19 protein-coding genes, 1 pseudogene and 1 riboswitch are annotated in these 17,387 nt (G+C 42.2%); of the genes and pseudogenes, 8 read left to right on the forward strand and 12 right to left on the reverse strand.

Annotation, left to right across the window (positions count from 1 at the left end):
• Nucleotides 1–8: 8 nt before the first annotated feature.
• On the reverse strand, nt 9–713 hold the full coding sequence (locus tag ABIA61_RS07060) for a YitT family protein (protein ID WP_283652348.1): 705 nt from the start codon (nt 711–713) through the stop codon (nt 9–11).
• A gap of 464 nt (nt 714–1,177) precedes the next feature.
• Nucleotides 1,178–2,068 carry a DMT family transporter gene (locus ABIA61_RS07065; protein WP_283652349.1) on the reverse strand — a complete coding sequence of 297 codons (891 nt, stop codon included), beginning with the start codon at nt 2,066–2,068 and terminating at the stop codon, nt 1,178–1,180.
• 137 nt (nt 2,069–2,205) lie between these two features.
• On the opposite strand from ABIA61_RS07065, the gene ABIA61_RS07070 reads away from it, so the two are divergent.
• Nucleotides 2,206–2,613 (forward strand): YhjD family protein, encoded by a 408-nt coding sequence (locus ABIA61_RS07070; RefSeq protein WP_134913660.1) that lies wholly within the window; start codon nt 2,206–2,208, stop codon nt 2,611–2,613.
• A gap of 6 nt (nt 2,614–2,619) precedes the next feature.
• Here ABIA61_RS07070 and ABIA61_RS07075 read toward each other — a convergent pair whose 3' ends face one another.
• The 4 genes from ABIA61_RS07075 to ABIA61_RS07090 form a co-directional block, all read right to left on the reverse strand.
• Nucleotides 2,620–2,907 (reverse strand): amidohydrolase family protein, encoded by a 288-nt coding sequence (locus ABIA61_RS07075; protein ID WP_349361858.1) that lies wholly within the window; start codon nt 2,905–2,907, stop codon nt 2,620–2,622.
• Nucleotides 2,870–3,154, reverse strand: coding sequence for a hypothetical protein (locus ABIA61_RS07080; RefSeq protein WP_404580519.1), 285 nt, complete (start codon nt 3,152–3,154; stop codon nt 2,870–2,872). The genes ABIA61_RS07075 and ABIA61_RS07080 overlap by 38 nt, the downstream gene beginning before the upstream one ends.
• 98 nt (nt 3,155–3,252) lie before the next feature.
• A complete protein-coding gene (locus ABIA61_RS07085) occupies nt 3,253–3,399 on the reverse strand; it encodes a class I SAM-dependent methyltransferase (protein ID WP_283652350.1) in 147 nt (48 codons plus the stop codon).
• Nucleotides 3,389–3,931, reverse strand: coding sequence for a MerR family transcriptional regulator (locus ABIA61_RS07090; protein ID WP_404529614.1), 543 nt, complete (start codon nt 3,929–3,931; stop codon nt 3,389–3,391). Before ABIA61_RS07090 ends, ABIA61_RS07085 begins: the two co-directional genes overlap by 11 nt.
• Nucleotides 3,932–4,053: 122 nt before the next feature.
• On the opposite strand from ABIA61_RS07090, the gene ABIA61_RS07095 reads away from it, so the two are divergent.
• Genes ABIA61_RS07095 through ABIA61_RS07105 form a run of 3 tightly spaced genes read left to right on the forward strand, consistent with a single transcriptional unit; the run spans nt 4,054 to nt 7,782 of the window.
• A complete protein-coding gene (locus ABIA61_RS07095) occupies nt 4,054–5,580 on the forward strand; it encodes a spore germination protein (protein ID WP_404518867.1) in 1,527 nt (508 codons plus the stop codon).
• The gene (locus ABIA61_RS07100; protein ID WP_404580520.1) at nt 5,573–6,664 is read left to right on the forward strand and encodes a GerAB/ArcD/ProY family transporter; all 1,092 of its coding nucleotides are present in this window, start codon (nt 5,573–5,575) and stop codon (nt 6,662–6,664) included. Before ABIA61_RS07095 ends, ABIA61_RS07100 begins: the two co-directional genes overlap by 8 nt.
• Nucleotides 6,661–7,782, forward strand: a complete 1,122-nt coding sequence (locus ABIA61_RS07105; RefSeq protein WP_404518864.1) for a Ger(x)C family spore germination protein — start codon at nt 6,661–6,663, stop codon at nt 7,780–7,782. The genes ABIA61_RS07100 and ABIA61_RS07105 overlap by 4 nt, the downstream gene beginning before the upstream one ends.
• A 15-nt stretch (nt 7,783–7,797) precedes the next feature.
• On the opposite strand, the gene ABIA61_RS07110 is transcribed toward ABIA61_RS07105, so the two are convergent.
• Complete coding sequence (locus ABIA61_RS07110) at nt 7,798–10,314, reverse strand: transglycosylase domain-containing protein (RefSeq protein ID WP_404580521.1); 2,517 nt, start codon at nt 10,312–10,314, stop codon at nt 7,798–7,800.
• 216 nt (nt 10,315–10,530) lie between these two features.
• Here ABIA61_RS07110 and ABIA61_RS07115 point away from each other — a divergent pair.
• Nucleotides 10,531–10,998: pseudogene (locus ABIA61_RS07115) on the forward strand (Y-family DNA polymerase); the annotation flags it as partial.
• A 445-nt stretch (nt 10,999–11,443) separates the two neighbouring features.
• On the opposite strand, the gene ABIA61_RS07120 reads toward ABIA61_RS07115, so the two are convergent.
• From ABIA61_RS07120 to ABIA61_RS07135, 4 genes are all read right to left on the reverse strand, one after another.
• Nucleotides 11,444–11,758 (reverse strand): DMT family transporter, encoded by a 315-nt coding sequence (locus ABIA61_RS07120; protein ID WP_044647304.1) that lies wholly within the window; start codon nt 11,756–11,758, stop codon nt 11,444–11,446.
• Between the two features lie 3 nt (nt 11,759–11,761).
• Nucleotides 11,762–12,103: a DMT family transporter gene (locus tag ABIA61_RS07125; protein ID WP_283652354.1), complete on the reverse strand. Its 342-nt coding sequence runs from the start codon at nt 12,101–12,103 to the stop codon at nt 11,762–11,764.
• A gap of 96 nt (nt 12,104–12,199) precedes the next feature.
• Nucleotides 12,200–12,298: riboswitch (guanidine-I (ykkC/yxkD leader) on the reverse strand.
• Nucleotides 12,299–12,476: 178 nt separating this feature from the next.
• Complete coding sequence (gene paiA / locus ABIA61_RS07130; RefSeq protein WP_404518862.1) at nt 12,477–12,995, reverse strand: spermidine/spermine N(1)-acetyltransferase; 519 nt, start codon at nt 12,993–12,995, stop codon at nt 12,477–12,479.
• A 26-nt stretch (nt 12,996–13,021) separates the two neighbouring features.
• Nucleotides 13,022–13,474, reverse strand: coding sequence for a MarR family winged helix-turn-helix transcriptional regulator (locus ABIA61_RS07135; RefSeq protein ID WP_404580522.1), 453 nt, complete (start codon nt 13,472–13,474; stop codon nt 13,022–13,024).
• Nucleotides 13,475–13,588: 114 nt separating this feature from the next.
• On the opposite strand from ABIA61_RS07135, the gene ABIA61_RS07140 reads away from it, so the two are divergent.
• The 3 genes from ABIA61_RS07140 (at nt 13,589) to ABIA61_RS07150 (ending at nt 16,079) form a co-directional block, all read left to right on the forward strand.
• A complete protein-coding gene (locus ABIA61_RS07140; RefSeq protein WP_404518860.1) occupies nt 13,589–14,233 on the forward strand; it encodes a YczE/YyaS/YitT family protein in 645 nt (214 codons plus the stop codon).
• 331 nt (nt 14,234–14,564) lie between these two features.
• Nucleotides 14,565–15,479, forward strand: a complete 915-nt coding sequence (locus ABIA61_RS07145; protein WP_283652358.1) for a dihydrodipicolinate synthase family protein — start codon at nt 14,565–14,567, stop codon at nt 15,477–15,479.
• A gap of 288 nt (nt 15,480–15,767) precedes the next feature.
• A complete protein-coding gene (locus ABIA61_RS07150; RefSeq protein ID WP_283652359.1) occupies nt 15,768–16,079 on the forward strand; it encodes an EamA family transporter in 312 nt (103 codons plus the stop codon).
• Nucleotides 16,080–16,541: 462 nt separating this feature from the next.
• On the opposite strand, the gene ABIA61_RS07155 is transcribed toward ABIA61_RS07150, so the two are convergent.
• Complete coding sequence (locus ABIA61_RS07155) at nt 16,542–17,336, reverse strand: arylamine N-acetyltransferase family protein (RefSeq protein WP_404518858.1); 795 nt, start codon at nt 17,334–17,336, stop codon at nt 16,542–16,544.
• Between the last annotated feature and the right edge of the window lie 51 nt (nt 17,337–17,387).

Genomic DNA, 17,387 nt, shown 5'->3' on the forward strand with positions numbered 1-17,387 from the left:
CCCTTTCCTTATTGACGAAGGCTGTGGACGACCGGCACTGTTTTGGCAACTACCTTTGGGGCTGGAATAGCCGCAGGCAGCACCTTTTTCACAGGTCGGTGTAGTTGGAACGTTGTCGTCCATGTAATTATTTTTCCGGCGAGCCACACAGCCAGTATGGTAAACATTGTTTCCTTCACAGGCAGATACAACAGCGATAATCCCAATACAATAATGTCACTGACGATAAACACGTTACCGATTTTCCATCCGCGCCACTCGCTGATCAGCAGGGACAAAATATCATCGCCCCCGGTTGCTCCACCGAATCGCAGTACGATTCCGGCACCCAAGCCTGTAAGCACTCCGCAAAGCAGAGCCGCTACCAGCAAGTTGCCGTGCAGATCTATAACCAGCGTCGAATACTTTTCAAATCCTGCATAAAACAGGGAAAAGGCGACCGCCCCGATCAATGCCAGCAGCATGAATCTTTTGCCCTTCAGTACCCAGGCCAGCAATATGACAGGGATATCAAGCAGTAGCATACTCCAAGCCGGAGACACGCCAAATGCGTAATGTCCCAGCAGGGCCAAGCCTGCAAATCCGCCTTCTGACAAATGATTTTGAGCATTGATGTGATAATACGTAAAAGCTAAAATGCATGTTCCGAGCAGCATGACAGCAATCTGCCTTAATGCTCCATTGTTCACGATAGATTCGTAAGTTTTCCTCATACAGGCTCCCTCGGTTTCTCGTAAGTTTGATGTGGATGAACCCACTCTTACGGAAGCTACCGGGTAAGTTGTGCCTGGAGGACTTGGTCCTTCGCATATACAATCCCCTCTTCCGCAGAGTTGGCTTTCGCAACTTGACGTTACTCCGCGGAAAAGCTAAGTATAAGACAGATCAAATCGTTTCCAAATCGTCCTTTGGGGAAGTATCCTTCGGGGACACATGGTATCCTGATCCTTTCTTTTGTGGAATAAAACTCCGACATTTCTGTGGTACATGTAATTCTATTATTTATTATACCACACCTTACCACCTGCTAAACAGCTTGCTTTTTATGCTGCACCATATTTTTATTTTATGCGTGAGCATGCTTTATTGTATGTGCGAATAACGGCATTATACCGAAGGTTTGGCGGATGCACATACAATGTACTTATGGCATGGTTTATGCAGGTTTTCAGTGATACTACCCGGCTAATTTGGCTGTTCTGCGTTGGTTGGCCATAAACACCCCTCCGAGTATAAGGAGCAGCCCGGTCAGAACGTTCCAGCCGATGTGTTCATTCAGAAGCAAAAAGCCCCATACAATAGCGCTCACCGGTACAAAATAAGTCACCGAGGAGGCAAATTCCGGACTTCCCCGCAAAATCATATAATTGAACAATATATACGCTACTCCCGATCCCAAAACCCCCAGCCCTATAAGGGAACCCAACACACCAGGGATGAAGACGACCGACAGATCAGGTCGATCCACCATTGCCGTCATGATGCCGCCCCCTGCCGCCGCACCCAATAGTGTCGCAAAGGTTGCCTGATACATCGACAGATTGGATAAAAACCGCTTGGACAACTGCGTTCCGAAGCCATAGCAGAGAGTCGCAAGCAGCATACATCCAAAGCCGACGGGGTCGACAGAAATAATGGATACAGGATTAATACCCAGTAAAATAACGATTCCTACAAAAGCGAGGCCCATTCCAAACCACTGCATTCGATAAAAGATAGCTCTGAAAAAGACAATTCCGACCAACATGGTCCAGATTGGCGTGGTGGCATTCAATACGGAAGCCATGCTGCTAGCAATTCTGGTCTCGCTAAAACTAATCAAGGCCCATGGCAAAACCATGTTCACTAGAGCTACGAGAATAACCGATTTCCATGGAATACTTCTGAATTCAAATGGCTTGCGCATAAGCAGCATCAACAAAACAATAAAAATGAGGCCAAAGCCGGAACGAAGAAATACAATAGTCCAAGGCCCTACGTGATGGAGCAATAACACCTTGATAAACAAAAATGATCCGCCCCAAATGAGGCTTAGCAGCAATAGCACCGCATATAACGAGCGTGACAATATGTATACCTTCTTTCTTTCCAATAATTGATGATTGCTTTGGCAAAGGAATAATTTCTATGATGAAGTATAAAAAGAACATTTGTTCTGTATGCTGATTATAATTGTATTCCTGCTATGAGTAAAGGAGATTTCTTATGAAAAAGATACTGGACAACAAGAATAAGGCCCCACTGCCTTCCGAGGAAGACGCAGGGCTGATCAAAACTTGTGTACTTCTGACCCTCGTGCTGGATGTGCTGGAGCGGGACATTCGCATTCTGAATGCCTCTGCCTTAAAAATGCCCGATCTGTACGTTCGCAGCCTGACCGGGGTGCAACAGCGTGTAGCTGTTCAATTGGCGGAGACAAAGGCGCGAATGAAAAGGCAAGGAGTTAAAATATACAACGAAACCCGGAATCACGAAGGCGTGGAGGTTCTGTATGTATGCCGTGGCTACCAAAAGCGGTTTTTCATGCTTTCCTCCTTTGCACGCAGCGAGGTTCGACGAGAATTGGGACATTATTTAGGAATTGATGTGACCCAAAGCCACTCGACTGTGTAGTCTCGTTTACAATCCTTGTACGATGCGTTTTCCGCGTACCGTTGCTTGTACGAGCACCTCTTTCTCGTCTATTGTTAGCAACTGTCTTCCGCGCATTAGCACACGCCCATTCACAATGGTCGTATCAACATCCGCGCCGTTTACACTGTAAGCAAGCAGTGACTCTATCTGGTGTATTGGCTGTAAATGCGGCTTTTGCATATCTATCAGAATGATATCTGCCTTTTTCCCCACCTCAAGTGTGCTGGTTTCGTGCTCAAGGTTTAGCAGCTTGGCTCCATTGACTGTAGCCATTTGCAGCGCCTGCGCAGCAGTAAAAGCAGCTGGATTGCCTGTGCTTAGCTTTTGCAGCCATGTCGCTGCCTAAATGCAGTCTCCCTGTAATATGCCAGAAAGCCGCAAAATACCCATGTCTATCGAACCAATCCAGCATGCAGGAGCGTTCTGCACAATATACAGGCAACTCGGACTCCTCGTTATCCGGTGTAGACATGCTTTCCCCCGCTTCCGGTATCTCTGCTGCATCAACCATCAGATCCACGACGCAAATACGTCCGTGTGGTTTAAGCGTGCGTCGCATTTCTGACAGAGAGAGTATTTTTTGTTCATCTGTCAGATGATGCAGGGCATAACTGCTGACTACAAGTCAAAGGTCCCGTCCATATAAGGAATCGACATCAGATTTCCCAGCCTCGTCTCCACCTGCGGAAATTTACTCCGGCAGCGCTTGAGCATTCCATTCGATTGATCCACACCTGCCATACGAATGCCCTTTTCAGCGAACAACCCCGCCAGATTCCCCGTCCCTGTACCTGCGTCCAGACTCACCTGCATTGGCAGCCACACGCTGTACGATAAGACGCAAAGCACGCCTGTACGCGGGATGCCTGCCATTTTCTCCCTCTTCCAGACTCACCCTGATATCATGTACAGCTGCGCGGCTGTCAAAATCCCAACCGTCAAACCAGTCTTCACGCAGCTCCCGCTGACGCTTCAAACCTCCGGCCAACTGAAACATCTCTTCCCACTCCAGCTCGCTGTCACGTCTCAAACGTTCGATCATTTGGTCGGCTGCCTCCAGCCTGCGCTTATGATCCATCCACGTCGTGAACATCACAGAACGTTGCAGCTCCAGCTCATGAAGTGCCTCATCCCTTCTCCCTTGATCCAATCGGTCCAGTATGGATTTGACTTCCTCTACCGACATACCGAATTCACGTAGCGCCATAATCATCCTCAGGCGAACGGCTTCACGCTCTGTAAAATAACGATATCCATTATCCGGGTGCTTAACAGGAGCAATCATCCCTTTCCTCATAGAATCGTATCGTGCGTGTAGATATATGTAATTGAGTCTCTCGTTTTCAGCCTATTCTATTATAAAACATTCACGTTACGTGAGGTGAAACATGATGCGGGATATGGATAGATCGCCAGATCATGGATAAATCCAATCCATTTGGCACACATTATGCTTATCTCATCCAAAAAGAAGGTGTTTCCTTGACTGGACATAACCCAGCTTCCTTTGAACTGAACAAGAATATTTCCTTTATCGAGCAAGCTCTTTTTTATACGGATGATTTAAAAAAACAGGCTATTTCTGTTGACGGGAAAGATGGCATTCTTCTCTATATAGACTCACTCGTGGATCAGGAGATCATTCAGACGCATATTCTGGCCACATTGTATAAGAAAACCGATTCTGGCTCTCATCAAATGTTTACCACCCTGAACAGCCAAAAGGACACCGACCTCCGAAATGCCGCTGATTCGCTTATTGAGGGATACTCCATTTTAATGGTGGATGGCGCAGAAGAATTTTATATCCTTTCCTCCGAAAAAACATACGCCCGTAGTACAGATGAGCCGGAGAACGAGGGAATTATCCGCGGGCCGCACAATGGATTTATTGAGCAGCTGTCCGTCAATCTGAATCTTATTCGCAAACAAATCATCAGCACATCGCTGATTGTGCGCTACTTTTATGTCGGATCTAAAACCCGGACCAAAGTCGCTATCATGTATATGCAAGACTTGGCCAATCCTGAGCTAGTGGAGGAAGTGGAAAAAAGAATACAAGCCATCTCCTCCGATCTGGTACTGCCTCCCGGTTTTATTCAGGAATTCACGGAGGACAATCCCTTTTCCCTGTTCCCTCAGCAACTCAGCACAGAACGTCCAGATCGGGTAGCCGCTAATTTAATGGAAGGACGAGTAACTATTTTGGCCGAAGGCAGCCCTACTGCCTTAATCGCTCCCGTCTCTTTTTTTGCATTTTATCAAAGCCCGGATGATTATAACGGTCGCTGGATTATTAGTTCCTTTCTGAGAATGATCCGAATGATGAGCTTTCTGATCGCTTTTACACTGCCCGCCGTTTATATTGCAACGATTGCCTTTCACTCAGCCATTCTACCGCTAGAGCTCGCACATACGATCAAAAAATCGTTGGAAAATGTTCCATTTCCCGCCATTGTGGAGGCGATGTTGCTTGAAGTGATTTTTGAGGTGCTACGGGAAGCCGGGATTCGTCTGCCCAGCCGAGTGGGCCAAACAATAGGCATCGTTGGCGGTCTGGTTATCGGGGATGCTATCGTTCGGGCTGGTCTCGTATCATACACCATGATTATTGTCGTTTCGTTAACAGCTATCTCTTCTTTTTTGGTACCTTCCCATGAAATGAGCTCAGCTGTCCGCATTCTCCGTTTTCCAATGATGATTGCTGCAGCCTTGTTCGGATATATTGGCATTGCCTTCGGAATGCTTATTCTCCTTATTCACCTTTGTAAGCTGGAAACATTTGGTTCACCTTATTTTGCTCCTCTGGCACCTTTCCGGCTTGGAGATATGAAGGATGTTTTTATTCGCTTCCCCATTTGGACACTCCAACAGCGGCCGCATGATTCCCGACCCCAAAAAATGAAGCAGCAGAACTACTCTAGGAGCTGGAAACGTCGTGAATAAAGAAAGTACAATTACACAGGGTCAATTGTTTTTTTTGATTATCAAGTTTGAGATTGGCGTGGATATTCTATCACTTCCTTATCAGATGCATTTGTCATCCAAGGGAGGGGGCTGGATATCCGTCATTATTGGAGGCATTTTGATCCAGCTTATCATTTTAATGTGCTGGCTCCTGTTAAGACGTTTTCCCTCCTCCTCCATTTACCAAATCCTCACTCGGATTACTGGTTCCTGGATGGGGAAAATTTTGACGTTGGCTTACATTATGTACTACTTGCTTATGGGAACTTCGGTTCTTGTGAGCGCCTATGACGTCATTAATCGCTGGATGCTGCAAAAAACCCCGCGTTGGGCTATATTGGCTCTGATTCTGTTCAGCAGCATCTATCTAGTTCGCGAAAATTTGAGGACAATTGCCCGAGTGCTTGTTTTAATCTCCTTCCTGATCGTACCGATGATGCTTTTAATCAGTTATGGAATAAAACAGGCCAATCTGCTCTATCTGCTGCCTTTGACTGAGGCTGGATGGCCTCATATTATTATAGGTTCCAAAGAAACGCTTCTAGCCATGTTCGGCTTTGAATTCATCCTCGTGGTCTTTCCCATGGTCGAGGGCAAAAGTAAGGGGAAGCTCAAGTCGCTCCTGCTAGCTAACGGGGTCGTGGTTCTCTTGTATGGTTTTACCATATTAACCTGTACAAGTGTATTTAGCCCCCAGCAGCTTGATTTGATGCCTGAGCCTGTCATTTACCTGCTCAGATCTATTCCGCTGGGAACGATGGACCGGGTTGATTTTATTTTCCTGCCCATCTGGTTAATTTCAATCTTTGGCTCCATAAGCGGTTATTATTATGCAGCGTCCTATGGACTAGGCTATTTGTTCAAGCAGAAAAACCACAAACAAGCCGTTCCTTTCGTAGTATTCGTCTCATGCATTATTGCCTGCATCCCTCAAAAAAGAGAGGATTTTGAACTCGTCGGTACAATTGCCAACAATTCGGCTTATTTTTTCCTGATTGCACTACCTCTGCTGTTGCTGATTCTATCGTATATATTCAACAAAAAGGAGGAGCCCGGAACATGAAAAAAAAGAGGAGAGCACTTGGTATGCTGGCTCTACTCATTTTTATGACTGGCTGCTGGGATCAGGACAGCTTGAAGGATGCCCGGCTGGCAAATGCTTCGGCCTACGATCTTACTCCAGAAGGCATATTGCTGCAAACACTCGAAATTGTAGACGACTCTGGAAATAACCAAGGGAAAAGCACCAATGAAATTCATTCAGGCACCGGAAATTCCGTTCGGCAAAGTACAGACAAAATTCGAGCCAAAGTAACAGGGGATATCCGTTACTTTAAATATGGGGTTACTTTGTATGGCACAAGCTTGGCCCAAAAAGATTTGTATCCATATCTGGATGTCCTGTATCGGGAGCCGGATCATCCAACCTCACATGTAAAGGTAGCTATAGTAGAAGGATCAGCTGGAGAATTAATGAACAAGAAAAGTGTAGGCAGTCTCTTAATCGGCGAATTTATAACGAAAAAAATACGAAGCCTGGAGGAAATGTGCGTATTTCCCGAAGTGACGCTAGAAACACTGCTTCCCCCTATGCTTGATCCAGGACAGGACTTTGTTCTCCCCTATCTCTCCAAAGATGGAGAAGACATCGTAGCACGAGGGATTGCCTTGTTTCACGGACAAAGATTTACAGGAACCCTTAACGACGAGCAAGGGGTGCTTTATGTCCTGATGACCGGGAAATGGAAGGACACAGCGCGCTTTGTAAAAAGGGTTCACTCGGGACCTGCCAGTGATTTGCAAAACTTTATTACCTATCAGGCTCATATTCGGAACATCAAACGCCAGCTTATAGTGAAAGTTGGACGTGATGGTCAAATTGATGTGTACCTCAACCTGAAGCTCCCTGTCGATGTTGTTGAATACGCGCGGGATCATCTTCAGGATAAGGATAATGTCATACGCCTGAACCGTCAGCTTTCGGAAATCATGACCCAGGATGCGGAGGAAATTATCCGTACGCTTCAAAAAAGCGGTTGTGATGCCTTTGGCATCGGCAGACAATTGATTGCCCATCACCCGACCTTGTGGAAAAGTCTGGAGTGGAATAAAGAGTACCCTAATGTTCGTTTTCACCCACAGATCACCGTTAATATTGTCGGGAACGGCATTTTGAATTAGGCCGCTCCCTTTTGTTTAGTTTTCCGGCTGATCAGGTGTTTCGTTATGAATAGCTTCGCTGGGTTTATTTTCTGGAGCTTCATTCTGGGTTTCTGGTTCAGAAGGAGGCTCCTGCTTATTTTCAACAGATGGCTGCGAACTATCTGCTGGCGGCAAATCATTACTCTCACCATTTGTATCTATTTCTGTGTCAGGATCAGAAGGTACTGTTTCTTCTGGTAGAATCTCCTTCTGATCCGTTGCAGGTTCTTGTTTCTCCGGAGTTGCTTTATCCTTTGTATCCGATTTGGACGGTACGACAGGTATGGATGAACGTGTTCGTTGCTCCCTCCCAACTTCCGTTGGCACGTATTTTTGGTTAAACCAGTCTGTCACAAGTTGACCGGATTGACGGGAATAACTTCCCGGCAGCTTACCTGTAAGACTGGAGACCGTAACTTTTACAACACCTTCTGGCTGTGTAAAATGCTTATTTTTGAAAAGCTGGGGCTGATCCTTGACCGCCTCGTTCATGATAAGCGCCCACACCGATTGTGCTCTGGAGTGCCCTTCTTGAGATAGCGTGTTAACCTGTTGACGGTAACCTGCCCAGACGCCAAGTGTAACATCCGGGGTATAGCCCATGAACCATACATCGCCAAAGTTTTGTGTCGTACCGGTCTTGCCAGCAATATCAATGGTACCATAGCTTTTAAAAGCATTTTGCATACGTTTGCCTGTACCCCTAGGGTCCGATATAACCGTTTTGAGCATATCTGTCATCAAAAACGCGGTTTGCTTGGAATATACACGCTTCGCCTGCGGTTTGAATTGATATACGATCTTGCCGTCGGCATCCGTAATTTTACTGATCAAATGGGGTTCATTGTATACGCCCATATTGGGAATCGTACCATATGCCGCTGTCAGTTCCTTGACAGATACTCCCTTACTCAGCCCACCCAGAACGCCTGTCTGAGCATGTTCATCCTGCGGCTGAATTGTTGTAACCCCAAGGGAACGCACAAAATTCCAGGCATTTGGAATTTTAACTTCATATAAAAACAATCTCAGCGCAGGAATGTTGATCGATCGATTGAGTGCTTCGCGGGCTGTCATCAGTCCTTCGTACCGTCTGTTATAATTTTTAGGGATATGATAGCCTTTACGTCCGTCTTTCAATACAATTTGCGAATCATCAATAAGACCAGCAGGCTGAGTGTAGCCTTTTTCCAAAGCAGGCAAATAAGCTGCAATAGGCTTCATGGCAGAACCGGGCTGACGCGTCATCTGGGTTGCATAGTTCATTTGCTCAGTATTAAAGTCCCTGCCCTCGATCATACCGAGTATAGCCCCCGTTTTATGATCAATCATGATGGCAGCAATCTGTTCCAGTCCCTTCTGCTTACTGTATGGAGAAAAGTTTTGCGGATTGGCTGCAATCTGTCTCATATCGTTATAAACTTTCTTATTTATCGTTGTATAAATCCGATAACCGGACCGTTGCAGCTCTTCCCGTGTATTTTGAAGGAGTTCAGCATGCTCAGGTTTGGAAATCTCAGCTGTTGTAAGATCCGGATTTTCCTGGAGCGCCAACAACCGAGTGGCCTCCCGCTCCGTCTCCAGCATCAAATAAGGGAATGTATTGTAGCTTTTCTCGCGATGTGGTGCAAGAGTAGCTTTAATATCAAAATGAAGTCCCTCGTTATATTCCGTTCGTGTGATTTTACCTGTTGCCAGCATTCTTCCCAGCACGACATGCTGGCGCTGGATAGCTTTGTTGAAGCCCTCTTCATCAAACTTCCCTTTACCGTCAAAAGCTGAATAAACAGATGGTAATTGTGGAAGACCGGCCAAATAAGCCGCTTGAGCAATATGAAGCTTATGTAGATCACTTACATTAAAAATCCCTAACGAAGCCGACTTGATCCCGTACAAATTGTAACCTGCGGAGCCATTGCCAAACGGCATTTTGTTTAAGTATGCCGTTAATATTTTATCCTTGCTCATAAAACGCTCCATACGCAGTGCGAGCAGCATTTCCTTTACCTTGCGGCTGTCCGTCTTATCCAGACTGAGGAAAACTCGCCGGGCTACCTGCTGTGTCAGTGTGCTGCCGCCTGTTTGGCGATTTTCGTTCAGAAGCTTCTGTTTGACGGCGCGAGCCGTCCCTTTTAGATCAACACCCTGATGCTCATAAAATTGGCTGTCTTCTGTTGAAATAAGGGCATCTACAATGGATTGGGGAACATCCTTCAGATCCACGAGCTGCCGATCCTCCTCCATGCGCATTCGTCCAACCGGGGTTACCTGGTCATTAAAAAATACAAAGCTGGTCAGAGCGTTCTCGTTTACCTTTTCATATATCAACTGGCGTGATCGTACAGGTTCATCATAAACCAGCGCTGCCACATAACCGGATATAAGACCTCCGGCAAATAGGATCCCAAGTACGCCCGCTAGCGAGAACCACTTGATATTAATCAGCAAAACTCTGCCAAAAATACGCCACCTGCTGCGTTTTTGAGATGATGGTCGACGTTTTGGGTTCATAAAAATGGTTTTCTCCCCTCAATATGCATTCATTTCCACATGCTTTCGTTCAAGATAATATAATACGCCATGTTAGGTTTTCCGTAAACTATAACGTTCCAGAAAATACATTTGGATTAAGAACACTTGTTCTGTATATAATACTACTATATGAATTTACATTCAAGAATATTTTGGAAAGACGATCAGCATACATCTGGAGAGGAGGTTGTAACATTGAACAAACGCGGAAAAAAAACTATATTTTTAGCAGACTGCCAAAGCTTTTATACCAGCATTGGAAAGGCCGACAATCCCGAATACCACCATAAGCCGCTAGTTGTTGCTGGTGACCCTTCGCTGCGTTCAGGCATTATCTTGGCTGCGTGTCCACTTGCTAAAAAATACGCTATATCTACAGCAGAGCGTTTGGGGGAAGCGATAAAAAAATGTCCTGACCTTACCATTGTATGCCCGCGCATGCAGCATTATATCGACGTCTCATTAAAAATAACAGAAATTTATAACGAGTATACGGATTTGGTTGAGGTTTTCAGTATTGATGAGCAGTTTTTAGACATAACCGGAAGCCTCTCCCTGTTCGGAGATCCAGTGAGTATCGCAAGTGAAATTCAACAAAAAGTAATGGCACAGACAGGGGTATGGATTCGCATCGGCATCAGTTCCAATAAAATGCTCGCTAAAATGGTATTTAGACAAACTAAATTTCTTGTACATAATTATAGAATCCTGTAGGAACAAGATATTTAACGAATAAAAGTGATGTACAGTATTCAATTGCTTTGTTTATTGTCTTCTGAAAAAGTTTTAGATTAAAAGATTAAGTTATAGACTAGGAAAATAAAGTATTCGACTGGTCCTAGAATGAGGGCTAACATGTCTGATAACAATTCACTAACTTTACCTCTAATTTCTAAATATTGTAGAGGTCTTTATGTTTATTAAACTGTTAGATAAGGAGTATAGATCCATTTTTTAAGTCTGTTGAAATTCAAATCAGTATCCTATTCCAGAAGGATCTAAAGTGGTTTCTAGCAACCATACAGCAAACCATGTCGTTATAGTCCATAAGCATTCAGATAGTTTGCTGCTATTCTAAAATAACGAATTTATCTAATACCATCATTATTCAGCTTACCAGCTTTAGACCAACTGCTGAACCAAGTACCATCGCAATGAACAAAATTCTCGCAGTATTACGTGGTTCACCATAAAAGATCATACCCAATATGGCCCCGCCCGAAGCTCCAATACCGGTCCAGACGGCATAGGCTGTTCCCATTGGTAGTGCTTCCATGGCCAGGTTAAGAAAGAAAAAGCTCAATCCAAAGCCTCCAAGCAAGTAGAAAATGGACAGGAAATTCCGGTCTTTATGGAGCTTATTAATCATGAGAACTCCAATCATCTCAAATACGCCTGCCAAAATTAGTAATACCCAGTTCATACGTCAGTGCACCTCTTTTCCTTGTTTCTTCTCTTTGCTCTGTATTTTGAGTCCTACAACTCCGAACAGAAGTAGCCCGATCAACATCAATTTAGATCCCTGTACTTCAGCACCAAACAACAAAATATCTGCCAATACAGTACCAGCCGTTCCCAAACCGACAAACACTGCATATACTGTTCCTACTGGAAGCGTACGGGAAGCCATAATCATGAGTATGAAACTTACAAAAATGGCGACTAAAGTCCCTCCCCACTCTAACCATCCACTAGCATGTTTCAGGCCGATAACCCATCCGACTTCAAATAATGCCGCAATTACAACAGATAACCATGTCTTGTTCATTCTGTGCTTCCTCCTTTTTGATAACGCTGCAAATGTAGTATGGGTTTAAAGCAGCAATTGAAAAAAAGCCTGAGATCATACTGCATACAGCAGTTTTTCTCCCAGGCTTTTATCCCTCCGTGACACAGTACGACGACTGTGAGTTTTCTCTCGGACCAGCCGATATTATATCGCGGAACCCTAGAAAACATTTTTGAATTCAATTATGGATAATATTATACACATAAGTAAACAAATTACAATATAAAATAATAAAGATTCGGATATTATCAGGTAGTACTTGCTAAGTAAGCTGTCGAATGTTAAAAAGGAGTAGTCCCGAACCCTTGCTCAATATCACAGTTTTATTACTGGAAAGATGCATTTACTAAACCTATATCATTGTTTTGGTCATTATGAAATCAATTTGCTCTTCATCACCCATATAAAAAGAGTGTGCACCCGTTTGAACAAACCCCATCTTCTTATAAAAAGCAATAGCGTTTTCATTTTTTTCCCATACACCGAGCCAGATTTTCTTTTTATTTTGTTCCATTGCAATTTCCATAGCTTTATTTAGCAGATATTTACCAAGCCCATGTTTTTGATATTTGTTTTTTATATAAATCCTCTCAATTTCGAGTGACTCATCACCCATTTTTTCGGATTGGGCCTCATTCATATTTACCTTTAAATATCCAGCAAGTTCTTCATTGAAACAGATGAAAAAGATTTCTGAAGAGACATTGGACAATTCCTTATCCAACTGTTTAGAGTTAAATGCTCTTTCCAGATAGGTTTGCATATTTTCAGGTGAATTCTGATCTTTAAATGTATCGTTGAATGTTTCAATACTTATTTCTTGGAGTATTTGTAAATCTTCACGGCTGCACTTTATTATTTTTACAGTCATTTTAATGCATCGCTCCTTCTTATAAATCAATAATTTCTCTTGTTCCCCTTTTTCACAAATTCCCAGTCATCCCCTATATTTTCTCTTACTCTTTGAAGAAGAATGAAAATGGTTTCTACTTCTCTTTCCGAAAATCCCTCTAATGCAACGTTATTGGAATGATCATTTTCTCTTTTTATAAATGGATAAACATTGTTCCCTTTCTCAGTTGGAAAGAGTTTTTTAATTTTTTTGTTATGTGTATCTTCTTTCTTTTCAATAAAGCCATTAATTTCAAGTTTTTTTATAGCACGAGATGCTGTTGTTCGATCTACCTTTATCATCTCAGCTAACTTTTCTTGAATGATTCCGGGGTTTTCACATATTCGCACAATGTACAAATACTGCCCTTTTGTAAGGTCATATTCTTTAAATTCTATATTACTTATAGAATCTAATGCCCTTGCTATCATTCCAATTTCACGAAGTACTTCCTTCATAATTAACTCCTTTGCACCTATTTTGTTGCAAACGCAATAAAAATGGTATATATTAAATTTACCCTAATTTTGTTGCATTTGCAACATGAAATTATGATAAAGAGGTCGAGTACAGTGAAATATGTTTTTTTTGTATTAGGAATTTTTATATTATCCCTTGGAATTTCGTTCACTATACAATCAGACCTTGGGACTTCACCCTTTGATGCACTTTTGGTAGGACTGTCCATAAATGTGGGGCTTACTGTGGGAAGTTGGGAAATAATAATAGCTATAATATTGATATGTTGTAATTCACTTTTAAAAAGACAAAGACCAGAATTTTTAGGGTTGTTAACAGCATTTATAACGGGTATTGGTATTGATATGTGGCTTTTTTTATTGCAAAATTTGATAACACCTGAACTATGGTACAGCAAAGTTGTTTGTTTTGGAATTGGTTTAGTTGTTGTAGGATTAGGAACTGCAACATATTTACAGACAAATTTTGCGCCGATTCCAGTTGACCGATTAACATTAATCATACAAGAATTAACTAGAACAAATCTATTTTTTTCGAGAACATTCATCTACCTCATATTCTTGATAATAGCAGTAATTTTAAATGGACCCATTGGCATTGGAACTTTGTTAACCGTTTGTTTAGGGGGGCTAATACTCAATTACTTTATGCCATTTACTGAAAAGGTACTTAACCGCATATTAACACACTCTGGTACATCACCAAATTATGAGAAAGATAAAAAGCATTCTATATAGAATGCTTTCTTTCTTGTTCAACTAACCTGATCCGTTAGTTGAACTACCAAAGAACTATGTTCATTGTAATAACATCCGTTGATTTCGATACAGAATTGTATTTTGTACTTAGTTCCAGACCTACGGCCGAGGAAATTTCTTACGTATTGAACCTCATTTTTTTCCAAGTTGACACTGAAGCTTGATGCTCATATTTCTTTGTTTCGATCTTAAGTTTCTCTAGAAGAATTGGTACTGTTATTTGTCTCTCAATTGGTACTTTAATTGTGTCTAATTCATTTTTATAATGTGTTTGTATTTTGAAGGTCAATTAATAAAGGAGTGTAGCATTATGTTCTGTGGATTATCTGCTTTTCCACTCACCCCAGTTAACGAGACAGGTATTAACGAAAAAGCATTTGTAACACTGATTCAACAATTAGTTGCAGCTGGTGTAGACTCAATTGGTGCATTGGGTTCAACTGGAAATTATGCATATCTTAATCGAGAAGAACGTTTACGTGTTCTTCGACTTGCTGTCCATTCAGCTGAGGGGATTCCCGTGATGACAAGCATAAGTGCGATTCGTACTTCTGAAGTACTTCGATTAGCGGAAGATGCACAAAGAGCAGGAGCAAGCGCAGTGCTGCTAGCCCCTATCTCCTATCAAACACTAACTAATGACGAAGTATTTTTACTCTATGAACAGGTGACGAATTCACTCTCCATTCCACTTTGTGTATATGATAATCCGAGTACCTCACATTTTCATTTCAGCGATGAGTTGCACGGTCGAATTGCTGAGCTACCTAACGTTAGTTCTATCAAGATTCCTGGAGTACCTTCTGATCCTGAAGCAGCCAAGACACGCATTAGAAAACTGCGAACGGCCATTCCTCCCCATGTAACTATAGGAGTAAGTGGAGATTCATTTGCAGTCACTGGCTTGAATGCAGGCTGTGAAGCATGGTACTCAGTTCTCGGTGGTTTGTTTCCAAATGTGTGCCTAAAAATGACCCGTTTGGCCCAGGCCGGTTTTGCTGACGAAGCGAAACGACTCTCGGCACTACTTGAACCGATTTGGACGTTATTTCATCAATATGGTAGCCTTCGTGTTATTTCAGCAGCAGCAGAAATAAGTGGCTTGATCTCAAGTCCCAGTCTTCCTTTACCCTTACAACCATTGAATCAATCAGCTAGAGAACACTTGGAATTCATACTAAAGGATATTCAGACTACAGAAACATCCTGTTCCCCATTCGGCTAATACCTTTTCGAAGGGGAGACTACTAAGCACGTTTGCTGTGAAATTTTTCTTTATGAGTGTTGGAGGAACAACAGATGTGGTTCACATTTGCAATTGGCGCTGCTTTTTTCTTTGGCTTACATGGTATCTTCTATCAATGGACGTCTCAACGGTCTATTGATCGGAATCTGTTGTTTGTTGGGGTGTATGTATCCAGTACAATCCTGGCATTAATTATGAATAATGTACGCAAATCAAACTTGGAGTTACAAGGCCTGGCTCGGCTTATTAATGGGTATTTTTTCTTTTATGGCCAATACGTTCTTATACAAAGGTTATGCTGTTGGTAGAGCTTCAGTCATAGCATTTTTTTCGGGACTAACGCCTATGCTTGTTGTCCTGCTAGCTGCTTTGCTTTGGCAAAAGACGCTTACTTTAGTGCAGCTAGTCGGATTCTGCATCATTATCCTCTCTCTTATCGTCGTTAGATACCAGCGAGATCTGCAAGTAGACAGTATCAAGGCTGGCAATGGGGCATACTGGCCATCTTGTTTTATAGCTTCACAGACCTTTCCTCAAAACAAGCTTTACTTTACGGAGTATCTATTTTTCCTGTTTTGACAATTATGTTCATGACAAGTAGCATATTATTTGCTGGAGCATACTTTGTAATTAAGATTAGACAAGATCCTTCTTCAACAGATATAACTTTTAATGAAGCAAAACAATTCGGAGCATAAAATGGAGTTAATCCATCTTGTACTCTTCCCTTAATATATAATGTGCGTAATCAACCTAAATTACAGTTTCTAAAAGCTTGCTATTGTATTTGCTACGCAGGCAAATCACATCGAAACCCAGCATATTTTTCATTCAATGAAGCTCTATTCCCTCTGACTAGTACTCCTCTATGGTTTTTCAAACTACATACATTTGTGCTCAACCGAGAAAGCTTGCTACCTGTATTCAGTCTAGCCACTGATCAATTGACGAACCGAGTCAGTATATCCATAACACGCGTAACCATGGCAGCTAGTAGCATTATTACGTGCTATTTGTCATCTAATCCAATCCGTGGATTTCTTAGAAGCAGGAGTTAAACAAGCCGAAATGGTGTTTTGCAATACTACAAAACATTTCTTTATCTATTATCTCTGTTTTTTTCATTTCTCCATTCACCCATTCAGTGAACGAAGTATCTGTTAATGTTAAGTTTCCGTTATCGGTGAATTTAGTGACTATCGGTCTCTTATTAAAGTTCGATCCAAGATGTTCAACGGTGAGCTTTTGAACTTCATTTAACTCAGTTATATCCTGTATGGCGTTTTTGGAATCAAAAGCATAACCAATCTTCCAATCAGTATCCTTGTACCTCATTTTCATACAAAAAATAAAATCCCCATACCCACTGCTTACATTTATTACTTTGAATTCCCCATTTTCAGAAGTCACCTTATCTCCATTTAAAGGAACAATCTTTAATGGTGAATACCCTCCAAACCCAACATCGACGAGGTACAACTTATCGTTATGATTGATTATAATAGCAACATGTGTTTTTCCTATCGCACTCCAGCTTCGATTAGTATAGTCGTACCTCATACAGCGAATTAGCTTTGCATTATACCCATTTTCACTTAAAAAGAAATAAAATAATGAATTTAATTCATAGCAAAGTCCACCTTCATTGCGTTCGATTATTTTTTTTAATAGATTTTCAGGTGTTATTTCACTCGACGAACTGTTTATAATACTTAAATTCTCAAATGGAATTGTTTTTGCTGTTTTTTCAATAATAGTATTTAAATCTTCAAGTTCTAATTTATTGTCCCAACTTATTCCTAATCTATTACACAATAATTTATTTAGGTTTAACATATTGGTTCATTCCTCCATAATTAGTATCGAAACCAGTGCATTTCAAAGCAA

It is taken from the genome of Paenibacillus sp. RC21, assembly GCF_044907935.1.
Classification (GTDB): domain Bacteria; phylum Bacillota; class Bacilli; order Paenibacillales; family Paenibacillaceae; genus Paenibacillus; species Paenibacillus terrae_A.

Bases quoted from the DNA above. Each gene is read 5' to 3' on its own strand.
- ABIA61_RS07090 (WP_404529614.1), bottom strand. From the start codon at position 3,931: ATGAGGAAAGGGATGATTGCTCCTGTTAAGCACCCGGATAATGGATAT.
- ABIA61_RS07145 (WP_283652358.1), top strand. From the start codon at position 14,565: ATGTTCTGTGGATTATCTGCTTTTCCACTCACCCCAGTTAACGAGACA.
- ABIA61_RS07125 (WP_283652354.1), bottom strand. From the start codon at position 12,103: ATGAACAAGACATGGTTATCTGTTGTAATTGCGGCATTATTTGAAGTC.
- ABIA61_RS07060 (WP_283652348.1), bottom strand. From the start codon at position 713: ATGAGGAAAACTTACGAATCTATCGTGAACAATGGAGCATTAAGGCAG.
- ABIA61_RS07110 (WP_404580521.1), bottom strand. From the start codon at position 10,314: ATGAACCCAAAACGTCGACCATCATCTCAAAAACGCAGCAGGTGGCGT.
- ABIA61_RS07135 (WP_404580522.1), bottom strand. From the start codon at position 13,474: ATGAAGGAAGTACTTCGTGAAATTGGAATGATAGCAAGGGCATTAGAT.
- ABIA61_RS07150 (WP_283652359.1), top strand. From the start codon at position 15,768: ATGGCCAATACGTTCTTATACAAAGGTTATGCTGTTGGTAGAGCTTCA.
- ABIA61_RS07070 (WP_134913660.1), top strand. From the start codon at position 2,206: ATGAAAAAGATACTGGACAACAAGAATAAGGCCCCACTGCCTTCCGAG.
- paiA (WP_404518862.1), bottom strand. From the start codon at position 12,995: ATGACTGTAAAAATAATAAAGTGCAGCCGTGAAGATTTACAAATACTC.
- ABIA61_RS07120 (WP_044647304.1), bottom strand. From the start codon at position 11,758: ATGAACTGGGTATTACTAATTTTGGCAGGCGTATTTGAGATGATTGGA.
- ABIA61_RS07155 (WP_404518858.1), bottom strand. From the start codon at position 17,336: ATGTTAAACCTAAATAAATTATTGTGTAATAGATTAGGAATAAGTTGG.
- ABIA61_RS07075 (WP_349361858.1), bottom strand. From the start codon at position 2,907: ATGGCTACAGTCAATGGAGCCAAGCTGCTAAACCTTGAGCACGAAACC.
- ABIA61_RS07095 (WP_404518867.1), top strand. From the start codon at position 4,054: ATGGATAAATCCAATCCATTTGGCACACATTATGCTTATCTCATCCAA.
- ABIA61_RS07105 (WP_404518864.1), top strand. From the start codon at position 6,661: ATGAAAAAAAAGAGGAGAGCACTTGGTATGCTGGCTCTACTCATTTTT.